We start from the raw sequence: 16521 nt of genomic DNA, 5'->3' as shown, positions 1-16521 counted from the left end.
GCGGCGTACTGGTTGCCTCGCCTGCGCGGGGCATGACACCGGACTTGTGGCTATAGATCGGCCAACAAAAAAGCCGGCGCTCATCGCGCCGGCTTTTGAGTGGTGAAGGCAGAGTTCTCAGTTCAGCTTCTGCCGGACTTCGTTGATGCCCCTGGCGAGCAGGTCGTCGGCGACCTGGCCCTTGACCGACTGCGACAGGATCGTGGAAGCGGCCTGAACGGCGGCTTCCGCGGCTGCGGCTCGGACATCGGCCAGCGCCTGGGCCTCGGCGAGCGCGATCTTGCTCTCCGCGGTCTTGGTCCGGCGGGCGACGAAGTCTTCCATCTTCGCCTTGGCGTCGGCTGCGATTCGCTCGGCTTCGGCCCTGGCATTGGCGATGATGTCGGCAGCCTCGCGCTCGGCCATGGCGCTGCGCGCCTTGTAGTCGGCGAGCACCTTGGCCGCCTCCTGCTTGAGGCGCGCCGCGTCGTCGAGCTCGGCCTTGATGCGATCGGCGCGATGGTCAAGCGCGGTCATCGCCGTCTTGAAGATCCCGAGATAGCCGAACACGACCATCAGGATCACGAAGGCGACGGCGACCCAAAATTCAGGTTCGAAGAACATCTCAACTAACCCTTCAAGGACGCGTCGACCGCGGCATTGACCGACGCTGCATCGGGAACGACGCCCGTGAGCTGCTGCACGATCTGGCCTGCCGCATCCGCCGCGATGCCGCGGACGTTGCTCATGGCGGCGGCGCGGGTCGAGGCGATGGTCTTCTCCGCCCCGGCCAGCTTGGCCGCCAATTGCTCTTCCAGCGCCTTGCGCTCGGCATCCGCCTGCGCATTCGCCTTGTCGCGGGATTCGTTGCCGATCGCCTGTGCCCGCATGCGCGCCGAAGCGAGCTCGCTTTCATAGGCCTTCAGCGCCGCGTCGGACTGGTCCCTCAGCTTCTGCGCTTCGGCGAGGTCGCCCTCGATTTTGTTCTGCCGCGCCTCAATCACACCGCCGACGCGCGGCAGAGCGAGCTTGGACACGATCACGTAAAGCAGGACGAAGAAGATCGCGAGCGACACCAGCTGCGAAGCAAAGCTGCTGCTCTCGAACGGCGGAAAACCGCCACCGTGGTGACCACCGTCAGCCTCGGTGTGAGCGCTCGCCGGACCTTTCGCGCCGCCATGACTCTCAGCCATGGAGTTCTCCTGTTGCTGTCACGCGCGCCGTCCCAGAGGCTGGAACGGCGCGAAAAAACGTCGTTCTCAGAGCGGAACGAACAGCAGCAGCAGCGCGATCAGCAGCGAGAAGATGCCGAGCGCTTCGGTCACGGCGAAGCCGAAGATCAGGTTACCGAACTGGCCCTGAGCCGCCGACGGATTGCGAACGGCTGCGGCGAGGTAATTGCCGAAGATCACGCCCACGCCGACGCCCGCACCGCCCATGCCGATGCACGCGATGCCCGCGCCGATAAGTTTTGCTGCTGCCGGATCCATTTTAGTCTCCTTGGAAGAAAGATGGGTTGTGGGTGGAAATTCCCCGGACCGCTCAGTGTCCTGGATGAATGGCGTCGTTGAGATAGATGCAGGTCAGGATCGCGAACACATAGGCCTGAAGGAACGCGACCAGGATCTCGAGCGAGGTCAGCGCGACCGTGAGCGCCAGCGGCAGCACGCCGCCGACCCAGCCGAGGGCGCCGAGCGAGAAGCCGAGCATGGCGACGAAGCCGGCGAACACCTTCAGCGCGATGTGGCCGGCCAACATGTTGGCGAAGAGGCGGACGCTGTGGGAGACCGGCCGCAGGAAGAACGACAGGACCTCGATGAACATGACCAGCGGCAGGATGTAGATGGGGACGCCGTGGGGAACGAAAATCTTGAAGAATTTCAGGCCGTTCTTGTAGAGGCCGTAGATCAGGACGGTGAAGAACACCAGGAGCGCGAGCGCCGCGGTGACGATCAGGTGGCTCGACACCGTGAAGGTGTAGGGGATGATGCCCACCAGATTCGAGACGCAGATGAACATGAACAGCGAGAAGATCAGCGGGAAGAACTTCATGCCTTCCGCGCCGGCCGTCGAACGGATGGTCGAGGCGACGAATTCGTAGGAGATTTCAGCGACGGACTGGAGGCGTCCGGGAACCAGCTGCGTGCCGCTGGCGAGCATCAGGATCGAGATGATCGCGACCGCCACCAGCATGTAAAGCGACGAATTGGTGAAGGCGATCGTATGATTGCCGATATGGCCCAGGGTGAAGAGAGGCTCGATGTTGAACTGGTGGATCGGGTCGATTTTCATCAGCGCGGCATCTCTTGGTCTGCCGGCAATGCCGGCGGGTCTCGGTCTGCCGGCCGGGCCGGCCCGTACCGGCAAAGCCGGCACGATCATTCCTCTGCTGGGCGGATCGCTTAAGAACCACCGCGCCTGTTTTGACCCGCGCCCGCCGTTCTCACCACATTCACCACGCCGGCGACGAAGCCCAGCAGCAGGAACACGATAAATCCGAAAGGCGACGTCGACAGCAAGCGGTCGAACCCCCAGCCAATCCCCGCTCCGACAACGACGCCGGCGATCAACTCCGAGGATAACCGGAAACCAAGCGCCATCGCCGAGGCTCTGGCCGCTCCGTCTTCACCGTCACCTGCGGGTTGCTCGGTCTTGCTCCGCCGGTCCCGAAGTTCGGACAAGCGTTGATCAAGATTTCCGAGCCGTTCGGAAAGCGCAGCTTCCTCGGACGATCTATCGCGATCTCCATTCCCGCCGTGCTCCGTGCCCTGTGTCATGCAACGAAGACCCGAAACGCCGCGGCTGAATGGAAATTACGCCCGCCACCCTCAAAAGCCGCGCGGACCATACTGATGGCCTATTATCAAGTCAAGCCAAGTCACGATTGCGTCGCTTTCCGTTATGTGTCTGATTTCTTTGCTGATATTGGCGCGCACAGCAGTGCTGCACACAGCGTGACGCCGCACCGCAGCAGCTCTCCGCATGATCGACGAATGCAGCCGCCATTTCGCCGCGCTGCCGGGATCAAGGGACGGTCGCGGTCGTTGATATCGGTGGTGCGTTTTGGGCGGCGGATTGCCTCGGCGGGGTGTAGAATTGCGAAAGTGCCACCTGCACGTCGTGGCGGAGCGCAAGATGAGACCTGTGACGTCATCCACAACATCATGGTTTGCGGTAGCGACGTTCGCCGTGGTGATGGTCGTCAGCGGCGGCTTCGTCGCCGCGCAATCCGCTCCTGACAGCGAAAACGGCCGCTACAGCATGACGCCGATCCCGGAGGGCGTGTTGCGGCTCGACACCCGCACCGGCACCATGTCGACCTGCACCAAGAACGGCGCCGGCTGGGCCTGCTACGCCTTGCCGGACGAACGGGCCGCGCTCGATACCGAAATCGGCCGGCTTCAGGCCGAAGTCGAGAAGCTGAAGGGCCAGCTCGCGGCTGGGCCGACCGTATCGGGCAAGGTCGACGAGCCGCTGCCGAAATCCGATCCGCTCAAGAAGGCGGAGCCGAAGGCCGCCGAGGGCGAGCGCAAGATCGAGATCCCGCTGCCGAGCGACCAGGATGTCGACCGCGTGATGTCGTTCCTGGAAAGGGCCTGGCGCCGGCTGATCGACATGGCCAACCGCGTGCAGAAGGACGTGTCGGGGAAGATTTGATTCGGCTCCTTCGAGGTCGTCCTGAAGCCGTGCCGCAGCCTCTCTGTTTTTCTCGACGCGAATTGCCACTTTTCGCCATCACGAGCATTCGGGGTAATGGGTCCTGGCTTTCGCCGGCCTTCGCCAGGACGACGAGAGGCTCTTGATGACATCAGGCAAATCCGTAACGCGTTCGGCGCCATCATTCGTGCAAACCACCACGCTCGCATCGTCGCTGCTCACCGTGCAGACGCCCGGCCGCGGCTTCACCGATCTGACCAGCGAGGCAGCCAGGTTCATCGCCGAAGCGCACGCGCGTGAGGGCGCGCTGACATTGTTCATCCGCCACACCTCGGCCTCGCTGACGATTCAGGAGAACGCCGATCCGTCCGTGCTCGTCGATCTCACCACGGCGCTGTCCCGGCTTGCACCGGAGAATGCCGGGTGGACGCATGACACCGAGGGGCCGGACGACATGCCGGCGCACGTCAAGACGATGCTGACGGGGACCTCGCTTCAGGTGCCAGTCCTGAAAGGCAAGCTCGCGCTCGGCACCTGGCAGGCGATCTACCTGATCGAACATCGCAGCCGGCCGCATCGGCGCGAGATCGTGCTGCAATTCGTCGGCAGCCATCAGTAGGGACAAAACAAAACCGGCCGCGGAGACCGCGGCCGGTTCGTGTTGTCGACTGTGCTTTCGATCAGGTCGCCTTGATATCGACGTCCTTGGTCTCGGGCAGGAACAGGAAGCCGATCACCACGGTGATGGACGCGAAGATGACCGGATACCAGAGACCTGCATAGATATCGCCCGTCGAGGCCACGATGGCGAAGGCGGTCGCGGGCAGGAGGCCGCCGAACCAGCCGTTGCCGATGTGGTAGGGCAGCGACATCGAGGTGTAGCGGATGCGGGTCGGGAATAGTTCGACCAGCATCGCCGCGATCGGGCCGTACACCATGGTGACGAACACCACCAGAATGAACAACAGCCCGACGACTGCCGCCACCTGCGGGCGGAAGATGTCGAACGGGTGCGCCATCTTCACGATACCCGCATCGCCCGCCTTCGGGTAACCGGCGGCCTGCACGGCGGCGAGGACGGCCGGGTTGCTGTCCTTGGCGTTCGTGTACGGAACCTCCTTGCCGTTCACCATGACCTTCACGCCGGAGCCGGCCGGGCCTGGTGTGGTCGAGTACTTGACCGACGACTGCGACAGGAAGGCGCGTGCGGTGTCGCAAGGCGCGGTGAAGACGCGGGTGCCGACCGGGTTGAACAGGTCGCCGCAGCCTTTTGGATCTGCCACCACCTCGACCTTGGTCTGCTCGATGGCCTTTTCCAGCGCCGGATTGGCGTTGGTGGTGATCATCTTGAAGATGGGGAAGAAGGTCAGCGCCGCGATCAGGCAGCCGCCGAGGATAATCGGCTTGCGGCCGATCTTGTCGGAGAGGATGCCGAACACGATGAAGAAGCCGGTACCGAGCAGCAGCGACCAGGCGATCAGGAGGTTGGCGGTGTAGCCGTCGACCTTCAGGATCGATTGCAGGAAGAACAGCGCATAGAATTGGCCGGTGTACCAGACCACGCCCTGGCCCATCACGCCGCCGAGCAGGGCGAGCAGCACGAGCTTGCCGTTCTGCCAGTTGCCGAAGGCCTCCGTCAGCGGCGCCTTCGAGCTCTTCCCCTCGTCCTTCATCTTCTGGAAGATCGGCGACTCATTGAGACGCAGCCGGATCCAGACCGAGATGCCAAGCAGCAGCACGGAGACCAGGAACGGGATGCGCCAGCCCCAGGCCGCAAAATCGGCTTCGCCGGTCGCGGTACGGGTGAACAGGATCACCAGCAGCGACAGGAACAGGCCGAGCGTCGCCGTGGTCTGGATGAAGGAGGTGTAGTAGCCGCGCTTGCCGTTCGGGGCGTGCTCCGCGACATAAGTCGCCGCACCGCCATACTCGCCGCCGAGCGCCAGACCCTGGGCGAGGCGCAGCGCGATCAGGATGATCGGAGCCGCGATGCCGATGGTCGCCGCGTTGGGCAGCAGGCCGACGATGAAGGTCGACAGACCCATGATCAGGATGGTGACGAGGAAGGTGTATTTGCGGCCGACGATGTCGCCGATGCGGCCGAACACGATCGCGCCGAACGGGCGCACCAGGAAGCCGGCGGCGAAGGCCAGCAGCGCGAAGATGTCGCGGGTTGCGGGCGGATAGGCCGAGAAGAACTGGGCGCCGATGATGCTCGCCAACGAACCGTAGAGGTAGAAGTCGTACCATTCGAAGACGGTACCGAGCGAGGAGGCGAGAATGACGAACCGTTCGTCCTTCGTCATCCCTCCCGCGCCCGTCTGAGACACTGCCATTGTCGACATGTTGAGTCGCTCCCCGAAATGCGTTTCCTCGCGCCCCAGATGCCCGGACGTGCCGGATCAATCCAGGTCTTGCTTGCAAGGTAACATCGGCGTGAAACCCGCCCCAATACGACTTTCGGCTTTGCGCACTGACCCGCGCCTGACGCTCCGGTCTCGGGCGCCGGTGCGCAACCGTAAAGGCTGGGATTAACCCCTTTGCGACAAAGGGATAATGTGCACTTGCATGCCATGGCCGCTCGGGGAAGAATTGACCGCCGCGGCGTTGACACGCCTCCCGCCGCGAACGACAGCAAGAGAACGATGAACGCTCCCTCAACCCATCTCGTCATTGCCGATGATCATCCGCTGTTCCGCGACGCGCTGCGGCAGGCGGTGGCGGGCGTCCTGACTTCGGCCAGGATCGACGAGGCCGGATCGTTCGAGGAGCTGACCAAGCTGCTGGAACAGGCCTCCGACGTGGATCTGGTCCTACTCGACCTCTCGATGCCTGGGATCTCCGGCTTTTCCGGCCTTATCTATCTACGGGCGCAATACCCGGCGATTCCGGTCGTGATCGTCTCGGCTTCCGACGACAGCGCCACGATTCGCCGCTCGCTCGATTTTGGCGCCTCCGGCTTCATCCCCAAGCGTTTCGGCGTCGAGACGCTGCGCGACGCCATTCTCAAGGTGATGGAGGGCGACGTCTGGGTTCCCGCGGACACCGATCTGTCGGCCGCCGCCGACCCCGACATGACGCGCCTGCGCGACCGTCTGGTGACGCTGACGCCGCAACAGGTCCGGGTCCTGATGATGCTGTCGGAGGGCCTCCTCAACAAGCAGATCGCCTATGAGCTCGGCGTCTCCGAGGCCACCATCAAGGCGCACGTCTCGGCCATCCTGCAAAAGCTCGGGGTCGAGAGCCGCACTCAAGCCGTCATCGCCGCCGCGAAGATCGCCGGTGGCCAGTGGAAGCAGGGCACGCCGACGGGGTGAAGCGTCCCCGGGGGTGCGCACAGTCCGGCCTACATCATCGCCAGCAGCCTGTTAGCGGCGGTGATATCCGTCGTCTCGGAGCCCTTGGCGAAGCCATCGAGCGCTGATTGAAGCAGGCGTTTCGCGTGCTCTCGCCGGCCCCGTTCCGCAAGGATCTCGGCGAGATCGATGGCCGCCCGCAGCTCCCAGGCTTTTGCACCTCTGTGGCGGCTCAAATCCAGCGACTGCATGAAATGGGCTTCTGCTTGCTCAGCGTTGGGCTCTGGCAGCGACAACAGGACTCTGCCCTTCATGCGCAGCAGCTCAGGCATGTAGAGGTGGTCGCCGCCTCGCTCGACAAGGCGAATCGCCTCGTCGACCAGGCGCGCACCCTGCTCGATCTGTCCGATTGCCAAGAAGCCCTGAACCATCGCGGCGTTGAAGGTCGTAGTGAGCAGCTCGTAGCGGGCATCGTGGAGCTCGTGCAGACAAGCCCTGATCGTCTCGAGGCCGTCAGCGGCGTTTCCCCGCCGGATTGCCAGCTCGCCTTTGACGCCGCGGCCGACCGCGAGATACGGGCCCATCGAGCGCGATTCGGCGTGTGCGATGAAGCGGTCGATGTTCGCTTCCGCGTCGTCGAGGTCTCCGTTCCAGAGGTCGATCGAAACCGCCCAGATCAGCGCGATGCAGAGCGTGATCGGATGATCCATTTGCGCGGCTTCGGTGACCGTCTGTCGCGCCAGCTGCTGCGCCTGCGCCGGCCGGCCCTGCAACCAAAGCTCTCGTGCAAGCGAAATGCCGGCCCGGTTGCGATGATCGAAGCCGTAGACCGTGCTGATCCGTTCCGTGCCTGGCCCCAGCCAGGCAGCCTCCAGCATGGTCAGCGCATCGTGATGCTCGCCGGCCAGATGCAGCGAGACGCCCAGAAGCGAATGGGCAAGTGCGGTCGAAGCCGCATCGCCGAGCGCCTCGGCAACGGTGAGGCTCTGCTGGGCGTAACGGAGTGCGGCATCGAACTCTCCCATCCGCTCGTGGAAGATATGCATGCGGCCGAGCAGTTGGAGCTGGTTGATCTCGTCGCAACGGCCCTCGGCGATCGCAAGGCTCCGGCTCAAGGCGGCGCGCGCCGCTTCGCTGCCGCCCCGCGTGAACATCAAGGTGAGGCCGAGGGCAGCCTGGATGTGCATTTCCTCGGCGCTACCGCGCGAGGACGGATCGATCGCAAGCAGCGCCCGCTCCGACCAGCGCCGGCATTCGATCAAGAGCGACATTGCGAGGAAGATCGGTGCCGCCGCAGCGACGAGCGCCATGCCGATGCCGACGTTGCCGTCCGTGCCGAAGCACCAATCCAGCGCGGCGCGCACGTTGTGAAGTGCGGAGAGGTGGATCGCCCGTTCGTCGGCGCTCGGCACGGTGGCCCAGGTCGAGCCTGCCTGCTCCAGCCATTGCCGGTAGTAGGTGGCATGGCGTCCGGCGAGCCCCGCGTCGTTCGGCTCGATCTCGAGCAAATAGGCGCGCGTGGTGTCGAGCAGCCGGTAGCGCATCATGGCGCCAATCGGTCGCGGCGCCACCATGGACTTGGCGACGAGGCTGTCGATGGCGTCGAACAGGTGGGAGCGATCGACGCGTTCGTCCGGGACGACCTCGAGCGCCGCGTCGATGGTGAAGTGCCCGGCGAACACCGCAAGTCGGCGCAGCACCAGGCGCTCGGTGTCGGTCAGGAGCCCGTAGCTCCAGTCCAGGGTCGCCTGCAACGTCTTCTGCCGCGGCGGCGCGGTGCGCTGGCCCTGCCAGAGCAGATTGAGGCGTTCGTCTAGCAGCGTAGCCGTCTGCTCCAGGCCATAGGCCTCGACCCGGCCGGCGGCGAGCTCGATCGCCAGGGCCATGCCGTCGAGCGTGCGGCAAATCCTTGCGATGATCGCGGCATTGGCATCGTCGAGCGCGATCTGCGCGCCGCTGGCCGTGGCACGTTCGAGGAAGAGTTGAAGTGCGGGATAGGTCCGCGCCGCAGCGACTGTTAGTCTTGAGCCATCCGGCGGAACAGCGAGCGGCGCCAATCGATAGACTTGCTCGCCCTCGACGCGTAGGGCTTCGCGGCTCGTGGCCAGGATATGGACATGCGGCGCGGCGTGGAAGATCTCCGCAGCCAGCGGGGCCACAGCAGCGATGACGTGCTCGCAATTGTCGAGGATCAGCAGCATCCTCTTGTTACCGAGGTGCGCGAGCAGCGCGGGTAAAGGATCGTCGGTCTGCGCCGGCAAGCCCAGCATCAGCAGGATCGAGGTGATCACGAGATCGGGATCGCTGAGCGCGGCAAGATCGACGAAGTGTGCGGCATCGGCGAAGGTCTCGAGCAGGTCATGAGCGATCGCGACCGCCACGGCCGTCTTGCCGACGCCGCCGGGACCGGCGATCGTGACGAAGCGCGAGGCGATGAGCTTGTCCGAGACGGCGGCGATCGCATCGTCGCGTCCGACCATCCGTTGCAGCCGGTTCGGCAGCTTCACCGGCGACAGGCCGCCTCGCGATGCCAGGCGCCGCTCTGCCGGGATGGCCGCCCGCGAGATCGGCGCCACAAAGCAATAACCGCGGCCGGAGAGCGTGGTGATGTAGCGTGCGCCGTCCCTGCCGTCGCCGAGCGCCTTGCGAAGGGCTGCGATTTGAAAGCGCAAACTGGCTTCTTCCACGGTCAGGCCGGGCCACACCAGCGCCATCAGATCCCACTTGCTGACGACCTCGTTCGGCCGCGACATCAGCGCGATGAGCAGGTCGAAGGCTTTCGCGCCGAGCGGCAGCGCGACGCCGTCGCGCGTCACCATCCTTGCGTGCGGTGTCACGGTGAATGGCCCGAACGATAGGGTTTTTGCCGCAGACCCGGCCGGTTCAGTCATGACGAATCCTGATGCTTTCCAATGGACCCGGTAGCAGATGGCTGCGATCCAGCAAGGCGCCTGCCTGCATCGGCATCAGACCGTGGATGCAGCCCTTGTGAGGCGAGCGAGCTGAGACCTCACAACTTCTCACAACTCCAAACGGGTGTCCTGCAGCAGCCGCTGCTAGTCAGTTGCGCAATGGCAAGGAGGCCTTCATGACGCAGGCGGCAAAACTGCTTTACACGGCGAAGACACACACCAGCGGCGGTCGACACGACGGCATGTCGCGCAGTTCCGACGGTCGGCTTGACGTCAAGCTGTCGCCGCCGGGTAGCGCAGGCATCGGCACCAATCCCGAGCAATTGTTTGCGGCCGGCTGGTCGGCCTGTTTCGAAGGCGCGATGGAGATCGCGGCGCGCAAGCGGAAAATCGATCTTCCCAGGAAATGCGCGATCGATGCGGAGATCGACCTCGTGCTCGACGAGGACGCTTACTCGCTGAGGGCGCGCCTCAATATCAGTCTGCCGGGTCTCGATCGCGAGGTCGCACGCGGCATCATCGATGAAGCGCATCAAACCTGCCCCTATTCCAAGGCCGTCCGTGGCAACATAGACGTCACGGTCGCGCTGATCTGACGCACTATCACCCACCATCAGCAAGGTAGCCACCATGAAGCAGATCATCGACCAACATCGCCGCCAGTTTCTCGGCGTCGCCGCGGGAACCGTTGCCGCCGGTCTCGGCGTGATCGAACTCGCCCGCGCCCAAACGGAAGCGTCGCGATCCCAAGCATCGAACGCGTCCTTCGGTACGATCAAGCAGACCGATGCCGGCGTCCTCAATGTCGGCTATGCGGAGGCGGGTCCCTCCAACGGGCCCGTGGCGATCCTGCTGCACGGCTGGCCCTACGACATTCACGCCTTCGTCGATGTCGCGCCGATCCTGGCAAAGGCCGGCTATCGTGTGATCATCCCTTACCTGCGCGGCTATGGTACGACGCATTTCCTCTCCAGCGAGACGCCGCGCAACGGCGAGCCGGCGGCAATGGCTGCCGATATCATTGCGCTGATGGACAAGCTCGATATCAAGACGGCCGTCGTCGCCGGCTTCGACTGGGGCGCGCGCACCGCGGACGTCATCGCCGCGCTGTGGCCGGACCGCTGCCGGGCATTGGTATCGGTCAGCGGCTATCTGATCTCCAGCCAAGCCGCGGGCAACGCGCCGCTGCCGCCGCAGGCCGAACTGCAATGGTGGTACCAGTTCTATTTCGCGACCGAGCGCGGCCGCGCCGGATACGAGAAGTACACGCATGATTTTGCCAAGCTGATCTGGAAGCTCGCCTCGCCGCAATGGAAGTTCGACGACGCCACCTTCAATCGAAGCGCAGCAGCGCTCGACAACAAGGATCATGTCGCGATCACGATCCACAATTACCGCTGGCGGCTCGGGCTTGCCCATGGCGAGACGAAATACGAGCATCTCGAAAAGAAGCTCGCGGCAGCTCCCGTCATCGACGTGCCAACGATCACGATGGAGGGCGACGCCAACGGCGCGCCGCATCCCGACCCGAGCGCCTATGCCAAGAAGTTCTCAGGCCGATACGAGTTTCGCCTGATCACCGGCGGCGTCGGCCACAATTTGCCGCAGGAAGCACCGCAAGCCTTTGCCAAGGCCGTCATCGACGCCGACCGCGCCTGAGCATTTGTCAGCACCTCGGTCCAGCCAGGCTGGACCAAGGATCGCCCCTCGTTCCAGCTTGATGAAACGTCATGACAACAACCGAACCTGAAAAGAAGAAGTCTCCCTACCCCACGATGGTCGTTCTGGCGGTGGTCCTCCTCGTCGTGCTCCTGACCTGCGTGCCGTATCTCGTCACGGTCGCCTTCGCGGAAGGTCCGGCGGACCGCAGCGCGGCGGACGCCTCGCCGATCTTCGGGGCCACGATTCCGCCGGGCTACAAGCAATGGGAGCTGATCGCGCCGGCCGAAGAGGCGGCGCCGCTCGACGAGCTTCGCGCTGTCGTCGGCAACCAGATCGCGATTGACGCTTACCACACGGGAAAGCTTCCGTTCCCGGACGGCACCGTTCTGGTCAAGCGCGCCTGGAAGCGGAAACAGTCCCCTGAATTTGCGTCCGCGACGATTCCCGGCGCCGCAACTACGGTTCAGGTGATGGTCAAAGACTCCAAGAAATACGCCTCAACCGGCGGCTGGGGTTTTGGTCGCTTCGTCGACGGCAAGGCGGTCGATGAGGCCCAGCACCGCACCTGCTTCTCCTGCCACGAAGCCCGTGCCAAGAGCCGAGACTACGTCTTCACGCGGCTGGCCCCCTGAAATGTCCAAGATCTGGTTCATCAGCGGCGGCTCGCGCGGGCTCGGCCGCTCCATCGTGGAGGCGACGCTCGCGGCGGGAGATCGCGTCGTCGCTTCGGCCCGGGACCCAAAGCCGCTCGAACCGTTGCTTGGGCGCTTCGGCGAAAGGCTTCGGCTTGCAACCCTCGACGTGACCGACGAGGCGGCAGCGCAAGCGGCGCTCGGCCTGGCCGTGGAAGCCTTCGGTGGCGTCGATGTTGTCGTGAACAATGCCGGTTACGGCGATCTCGGATCGATCGAGGACACGAGCCTGGACTCGTTTCGTCAGCAGATCGAGGTCAACCTGATCGGCACCATCATCGGTACCAAGGCGGCGATCCCCGTCCTGCGCCGGCAAGGCCGCGGGCACATCGTGCAAGTCTCATCCGTTGGCGGGCGCATTGGTGCTCCGGCTCGCGCGGCCTATTCGGCCGCGAAATGGGGGATCGAGGGCTTTTCGGAGTCCTTCGCGAGAGATGGCGCTGATCGGTGTGCAGGTGACAATCGTCGAGCCCGGCGGCTTCCGCACCGGCTTTGCCCAGACCGCGCATGCGACCGGCGAGGGGCGAGCCGAGTACGACCTGGTTGTCGGCGCAGCCGTCAGGATGCAGCGCGATTACGATGGCCGCCAGCCCGGTGACCCGGCCAAGGCTGCAGCACTTGTGCTGAAGCTCGTCGACATGAAGCGTCCACCTCTGCGGATCGCCCTCGGAAGCGACGCGGTGAACGCGATCGCGGCGACGGACAGGCTTCGGCTCGAAGAGCTAGAGAAATGGCGCGCTCAGTGTGTCGACCGACTACTGACCGGCCCCGCATTCATTCCGCCGCGACCATCTGCTGCGTGCGCCACTGACCGAGCAGGGCGCGCAGCGAGGCCGGCTTGACCGGCTTGTTGAGCACCGCGACCTTTTCATCCCGCGCGGCGACCTGCACGGCGGGGCTGCGGTCGGCGGTGATCAGGATCGCGGGGATGCCGTCGCCGAAGCGGCGGCGGATGTCGCGGATGGCGGCAATGCCGTTACCGCGATCGAGATGATAGTCGACGAGCAGGCCGGTGACGCGCCGTCCCGCGGCTTCGATCGCCGCCATCGCGCCCTCGGGATCGGCGACGGCGATAACCTCGGCGTCCCACGCTTTCAGCAGCGTGCGCATGCCGTCGAGGATCGCCGCATCGTTCTCGATGCAGACGATCAGTGCGCCCGAGATCGGCGTGCGTGCCAGCGGCGTCGCGCTGGTCACCGCCGCCGTGTGGGTGATCGCCTTCGCCGTCGGCACCGTCACGGAGAATACCGAGCCGCCGCTTGCATTGCTCTCGATGGCGATGCCGTGCTTGAGCACGCGGGCCAGCCGCTCGACGATCGAGAGCCCCAGGCCAAGGCCGCGTGCGATTCGCGCCCCCTGCTCGAGGCGATGGAATTCTTTGAAGATCTCGCCGCGCTTGACCGGCGGGATGCCGACGCCGGTATCGTAGACGCAGATCTTGAGCGAGGCGCCGTGACGACGGCAGCCGACCAGCACGCGGCCTCGGGGGGTGTACTTGATCGCGTTGGAGATCAGATTCTGGAGCAGGCGCCGCAGCAGCAGCCGATCCGACTCAACGGGCAACGAGCAGGGCACGAAGGCAAGCTCCAGGCCCTTGGCGCGCGCGATCGGCGCGAACTCGATCTCCAGCGAGCGCATCAGATCGGCCATCTTGAAGCTCGTGATCGAGGTCGTCATCGCGCCGGCGTCGAGCCTGGAGATGTCGAGCAGCGCGCCGAGGATCTCCTCGATGGCCTGAAGCGACTCGTCGATGTTCTCGACCAGCCGGGTCTCCTCGCCATTGTGCTGGCGCTCGACAAGGCTGGTGACGTAGAGCCGCGCCGCGTTCAACGGCTGGAGAATGTCGTGGCTGGCGGCGGCGAGGAAGCGCGTCTTGGAGATGCTGGCGTCCTCCGCCGTGCTCTTGGCCAGCGCCAGCTCCGAGTTCAGCCGCGTCAGCTCCTCCGTGCGGTCGCGGACGCGCTTTTCCAGCGTCGCATTGGCGCGCTCCAGCGCTTCCGCCGCCTCGAAGGTGGGCGTGACGTCGGTGAAGGTGATGACGAAGCCGCCGCCGGGCATGCGGTTGGTGAGCACCTCGATCACCATGTGGCGTTCCGGCAGGCGTTCGAGATAGGGCTCGCTGTCGGTGGTGTAGGCGGCCAGCCGCCGCTCCAGCATGGCCTCGCGCTCGACCGGGTCGTCCGGATCGCTGACGCCGATGAACTCCAGGATTTCGCGAAGCGGAGTGCCGAACTGAATGAAATGCGGAGGAACGTTGAGGAGATCGCCGAACTGCCGGTTGGAGCAGATCAGTTGCAGATCGGCGTCGAAGACCGCGATGCCCTGGCGTACATGGTTGAGCGCGGTCTGAAGGATCTCGCGGTTGAAGTGCAGCGCTGCATGGGAATCGTCGAGCAGTTTCAGCGCGGCCTTCGCCGAGACCGTCCGCTTGCGCAGCAGGAGCGACATCACGAGCCGCGAGGACGCGGCTCCAATCGACGAGGCGATCAGGTGCTCGGCATGCTGCAACAGCTCGAAATCGGCGGGCGCTCCGGGTTCGAGCCGGACATTGCGCCGCGCCGAGAAAGCCTCAAACGAATGGCGGGCGCGGTCGGGCCCGAGATATTGCGCGACCGTGGTCTGGATGTCCTGCACGGTGACGGTGGTGCGCCAGCGGCGCAAGCTCGGGGAGATCGGCGCGAGCGTGTTGGGGACAAACAGATCGGCCTGCACCAGCTCGATCGAAGATGGCCGGCGCGCGAGCGAGAGCAGCACATAGGTGAGAATATTGAGCGACAGCGACCAGATGACGCCATGCATCAGCGGCGGCAGGTCGGCGCCGAACAGCGCCTGTGGCCGCAGCGCCTCGATTCCGAACGGGCCGTGCTGGAGCAGCAGGATTCCCGTCGTCGAGGAATCCATGAAGCTCGGAACGAACAGGGTGTAGAGCCACACCACGAAGCCGACCAGCATCCCGCCGATCGCACCGCGCGCCGTCGCCCGTCGCCACAGCAGCCCGCCGAAGAAGCTTGGTGCAAGCTGGGCGATGGCGGCAAAGGACAACAGGCCGATCGCTGCGAGCTGGGTGTTGCCGAGCGCGCGATAGTAGAAATAGGCCATCACCATGATGGCGAAGATCGCAAGTCGCCGCGAGCGCAGCAGGAAATCGCTGAAATCGGCGCCGCCGGTGCGTCCCTCCGGCCGACGTTGCAGCACCAAGGGCACCACGAGGTCGTTCGAGACCATGATGGAGAGCGCGACGCACTCGACGATCACCATCGCGGTCGCCGCCGACAGGCCCCCGACGAAGACGGCGACGCTGAGCAGATCCGCGCCGCCCTCCATCGGCAGGGCCAGGACGTACATGTCGGGGTCGGCGGCGCCGAACGGGAAGGTCACGAGGCCGGCAATCGCGATCGGGATCACGAACAGATTGATGGCGACGAGATAGAGCGGGAATAGCCAGCGCGCGCGGCCGACTTCGGCGTCGGACGAATTTTCGACGACGCTGACGTGGAACTGGCGCGGCAGCAGCATGATCGCGCACAGCGACAGCAGCGTCATAGTCAGGAAGTTGCCGATCGACGGCGAGTAGTTGATGGCGCGCACCGCCTCCGGCGTCTTCATGGCGCGCTCGATCAGTTCCTGCGGCGAGAACATCCAGAAGGTGACGAAGATGCCGGCGGCGAGGAAGGCGACCAGCTTGATGATGGATTCGGTCGCGACCGCCAGCATCAGGCCGTGCTGATGCTCGGTGGCGTCGGTCTGGCGGGTGCCGAACAGCACGGCGAAGGCCGCCATCGCCAGCGTCACCATCAGCGCCATGTCGCCGAGGATCGGGATGTGGGAGAAGGCCTGGTCCTCGCTCAGGATCGTGCCGAGCGATGAGGCGACCGCCTTGAGCTGCAGCGCGATGTAAGGCACCGAGCCGATGATGGCAATCAGCGCCACGGTGGCTGCCACCGCTTGGCTCTTGCCGTAGCGCGCGCCGATGAAGTCGGCGATCGAGGTGATGTTGTGGGCTTTGGCGAGCTGGATGACGCGCCGGAGCACGCCGGCGCCCAGTCCGATCATCAGGATCGGGCCGACATAGATCGCCAGGAAGTCGGTCGAGGTTCGGGTGGCGAAGCCGACCGAGCCGAAGAAGGTCCAGGAGGTGCAGTAGATCGCCATCGACAGCGGGTAGATCAGCCCGGAGGCGCGGCCGGGCCCGGCCGGCGAGCGACGGTCGCCATGGCTCGCCACCAGGAACAGAAAGCCGATGTAGCCGAAGGCGGCGGCGATCACGCCCCAGTCGTGCAGCATGGCGAGCGCGCTTCTCCCTGGGCGCTGGCAGCGCCCGAT

At 64.9% G+C, this 16521-nt stretch carries 14 protein-coding genes and 1 pseudogene; 7 read left to right on the top strand and 8 right to left on the bottom strand.

What is annotated here, in order from left to right:
• Positions 1 to 117: 117 nt before the first annotated feature.
• From IVA87_RS24125 to IVA87_RS24105, 5 genes are all read right to left on the bottom strand, one after another.
• The gene (locus tag IVA87_RS24125) at positions 118 to 603 is read right to left on the bottom strand and encodes an ATP F0F1 synthase subunit B (protein WP_247335304.1); all 486 of its coding nucleotides are present in this window, start codon (positions 601 to 603) and stop codon (positions 118 to 120) included.
• Positions 604 to 608: 5 nt separating this feature from the next.
• On the bottom strand, positions 609 to 1172 hold the full coding sequence (locus tag IVA87_RS24120; protein WP_247307948.1) for a F0F1 ATP synthase subunit B: 564 nt from the start codon (positions 1170 to 1172) through the stop codon (positions 609 to 611).
• Positions 1173 to 1238: 66 nt separating this feature from the next.
• On the bottom strand, positions 1239 to 1469 hold the full coding sequence (locus IVA87_RS24115) for a F0F1 ATP synthase subunit C (protein WP_007599451.1): 231 nt from the start codon (positions 1467 to 1469) through the stop codon (positions 1239 to 1241).
• A gap of 52 nt (positions 1470 to 1521) precedes the next feature.
• Positions 1522 to 2271, bottom strand: a complete 750-nt coding sequence (locus IVA87_RS24110) for a F0F1 ATP synthase subunit A (RefSeq protein WP_247307951.1) — start codon at positions 2269 to 2271, stop codon at positions 1522 to 1524.
• Between the two features lie 110 nt (positions 2272 to 2381).
• Positions 2382 to 2756 (bottom strand): AtpZ/AtpI family protein, encoded by a 375-nt coding sequence (locus IVA87_RS24105; protein ID WP_247281747.1) that lies wholly within the window; start codon positions 2754 to 2756, stop codon positions 2382 to 2384.
• A 358-nt stretch (positions 2757 to 3114) separates the two neighbouring features.
• Here IVA87_RS24105 and IVA87_RS24100 point away from each other — a divergent pair, with 358 nt between their 5' ends.
• Together IVA87_RS24100 and IVA87_RS24095 are read left to right on the top strand one after the other, a co-directional pair.
• A complete protein-coding gene (locus IVA87_RS24100; protein WP_247307956.1) occupies positions 3115 to 3636 on the top strand; it encodes a hypothetical protein in 522 nt (173 codons plus the stop codon).
• 145 nt (positions 3637 to 3781) lie between these two features.
• The gene (locus IVA87_RS24095; RefSeq protein ID WP_247307959.1) at positions 3782 to 4255 is read left to right on the top strand and encodes a secondary thiamine-phosphate synthase enzyme YjbQ; all 474 of its coding nucleotides are present in this window, start codon (positions 3782 to 3784) and stop codon (positions 4253 to 4255) included.
• A gap of 61 nt (positions 4256 to 4316) precedes the next feature.
• Here the strand turns inward: IVA87_RS24095 and IVA87_RS24090 are convergent, their stop codons facing one another.
• Positions 4317 to 5942, bottom strand: a complete 1626-nt coding sequence (locus IVA87_RS24090; RefSeq protein WP_247281744.1) for an MFS transporter — start codon at positions 5940 to 5942, stop codon at positions 4317 to 4319.
• Between the two features lie 339 nt (positions 5943 to 6281).
• Between IVA87_RS24090 and IVA87_RS24085 the strand changes: the two genes are divergently transcribed.
• Positions 6282 to 6953: a response regulator transcription factor gene (locus IVA87_RS24085; RefSeq protein WP_247307965.1), complete on the top strand. Its 672-nt coding sequence runs from the start codon at positions 6282 to 6284 to the stop codon at positions 6951 to 6953.
• Positions 6954 to 6982: 29 nt separating this feature from the next.
• Here IVA87_RS24085 and IVA87_RS24080 read toward each other — a convergent pair whose 3' ends face one another.
• Entirely contained in the window at positions 6983 to 9823 is a 2841-nt protein-coding gene (locus IVA87_RS24080) for a tetratricopeptide repeat protein (RefSeq protein WP_247307966.1), read from the bottom strand.
• 197 nt (positions 9824 to 10020) lie between these two features.
• On the opposite strand from IVA87_RS24080, the gene IVA87_RS24075 reads away from it, so the two are divergent.
• From IVA87_RS24075 to IVA87_RS24060, 4 genes and pseudogenes are all read left to right on the top strand, one after another.
• Positions 10021 to 10440: an organic hydroperoxide resistance protein gene (locus IVA87_RS24075; RefSeq protein WP_247307969.1), complete on the top strand. Its 420-nt coding sequence runs from the start codon at positions 10021 to 10023 to the stop codon at positions 10438 to 10440.
• A gap of 34 nt (positions 10441 to 10474) precedes the next feature.
• The gene (locus IVA87_RS24070) at positions 10475 to 11503 is read left to right on the top strand and encodes an alpha/beta hydrolase (RefSeq protein WP_247335299.1); all 1029 of its coding nucleotides are present in this window, start codon (positions 10475 to 10477) and stop codon (positions 11501 to 11503) included.
• 71 nt (positions 11504 to 11574) lie between these two features.
• Complete coding sequence (locus IVA87_RS24065) at positions 11575 to 12138, top strand: cytochrome P460 family protein (RefSeq protein ID WP_247335295.1); 564 nt, start codon at positions 11575 to 11577, stop codon at positions 12136 to 12138.
• Between the two features lies 1 nt (position 12139).
• A pseudogene (locus IVA87_RS24060) lies at positions 12140 to 12960 on the top strand (SDR family NAD(P)-dependent oxidoreductase).
• Positions 12961 to 12972: 12 nt separating this feature from the next.
• Here the strand turns inward: IVA87_RS24060 and IVA87_RS24055 are convergent.
• Positions 12973 to 16482, bottom strand: coding sequence for a PAS domain-containing hybrid sensor histidine kinase/response regulator (locus IVA87_RS24055; RefSeq protein WP_247307977.1), 3510 nt, complete (start codon positions 16480 to 16482; stop codon positions 12973 to 12975).
• Between the last annotated feature and the right edge of the window lie 39 nt (positions 16483 to 16521).

The sequence above is a fragment of the Bradyrhizobium sp. 147 genome, from assembly GCF_023073935.1.
GTDB lineage: Bacteria > Pseudomonadota > Alphaproteobacteria > Rhizobiales > Xanthobacteraceae > Bradyrhizobium.
This window is presented reverse-complemented; position numbering and strand designations above follow the sequence as displayed.

Excerpts from the sequence above, each read along its gene's own strand:
- IVA87_RS24065 (WP_247335295.1), top strand. The coding sequence starts at position 11,575 with ATGACAACAACCGAACCTGAAAAGAAGAAGTCTCCCTACCCCACGATG.
- IVA87_RS24095 (WP_247307959.1), top strand. The coding sequence starts at position 3,782 with ATGACATCAGGCAAATCCGTAACGCGTTCGGCGCCATCATTCGTGCAA.
- IVA87_RS24115 (WP_007599451.1), bottom strand. The coding sequence starts at position 1,469 with ATGGATCCGGCAGCAGCAAAACTTATCGGCGCGGGCATCGCGTGCATC.
- IVA87_RS24055 (WP_247307977.1), bottom strand. The coding sequence starts at position 16,482 with ATGCTGCACGACTGGGGCGTGATCGCCGCCGCCTTCGGCTACATCGGC.
- IVA87_RS24110 (WP_247307951.1), bottom strand. The coding sequence starts at position 2,271 with ATGAAAATCGACCCGATCCACCAGTTCAACATCGAGCCTCTCTTCACC.
- IVA87_RS24085 (WP_247307965.1), top strand. The coding sequence starts at position 6,282 with ATGAACGCTCCCTCAACCCATCTCGTCATTGCCGATGATCATCCGCTG.
- IVA87_RS24120 (WP_247307948.1), bottom strand. The coding sequence starts at position 1,172 with ATGGCTGAGAGTCATGGCGGCGCGAAAGGTCCGGCGAGCGCTCACACC.
- IVA87_RS24100 (WP_247307956.1), top strand. The coding sequence starts at position 3,115 with ATGAGACCTGTGACGTCATCCACAACATCATGGTTTGCGGTAGCGACG.
- IVA87_RS24125 (WP_247335304.1), bottom strand. The coding sequence starts at position 603 with ATGTTCTTCGAACCTGAATTTTGGGTCGCCGTCGCCTTCGTGATCCTG.
- IVA87_RS24070 (WP_247335299.1), top strand. The coding sequence starts at position 10,475 with ATGAAGCAGATCATCGACCAACATCGCCGCCAGTTTCTCGGCGTCGCC.
- IVA87_RS24080 (WP_247307966.1), bottom strand. The coding sequence starts at position 9,823 with ATGACTGAACCGGCCGGGTCTGCGGCAAAAACCCTATCGTTCGGGCCA.
- IVA87_RS24075 (WP_247307969.1), top strand. The coding sequence starts at position 10,021 with ATGACGCAGGCGGCAAAACTGCTTTACACGGCGAAGACACACACCAGC.
- IVA87_RS24105 (WP_247281747.1), bottom strand. The coding sequence starts at position 2,756 with ATGACACAGGGCACGGAGCACGGCGGGAATGGAGATCGCGATAGATCG.
- IVA87_RS24090 (WP_247281744.1), bottom strand. The coding sequence starts at position 5,942 with ATGACGAAGGACGAACGGTTCGTCATTCTCGCCTCCTCGCTCGGTACC.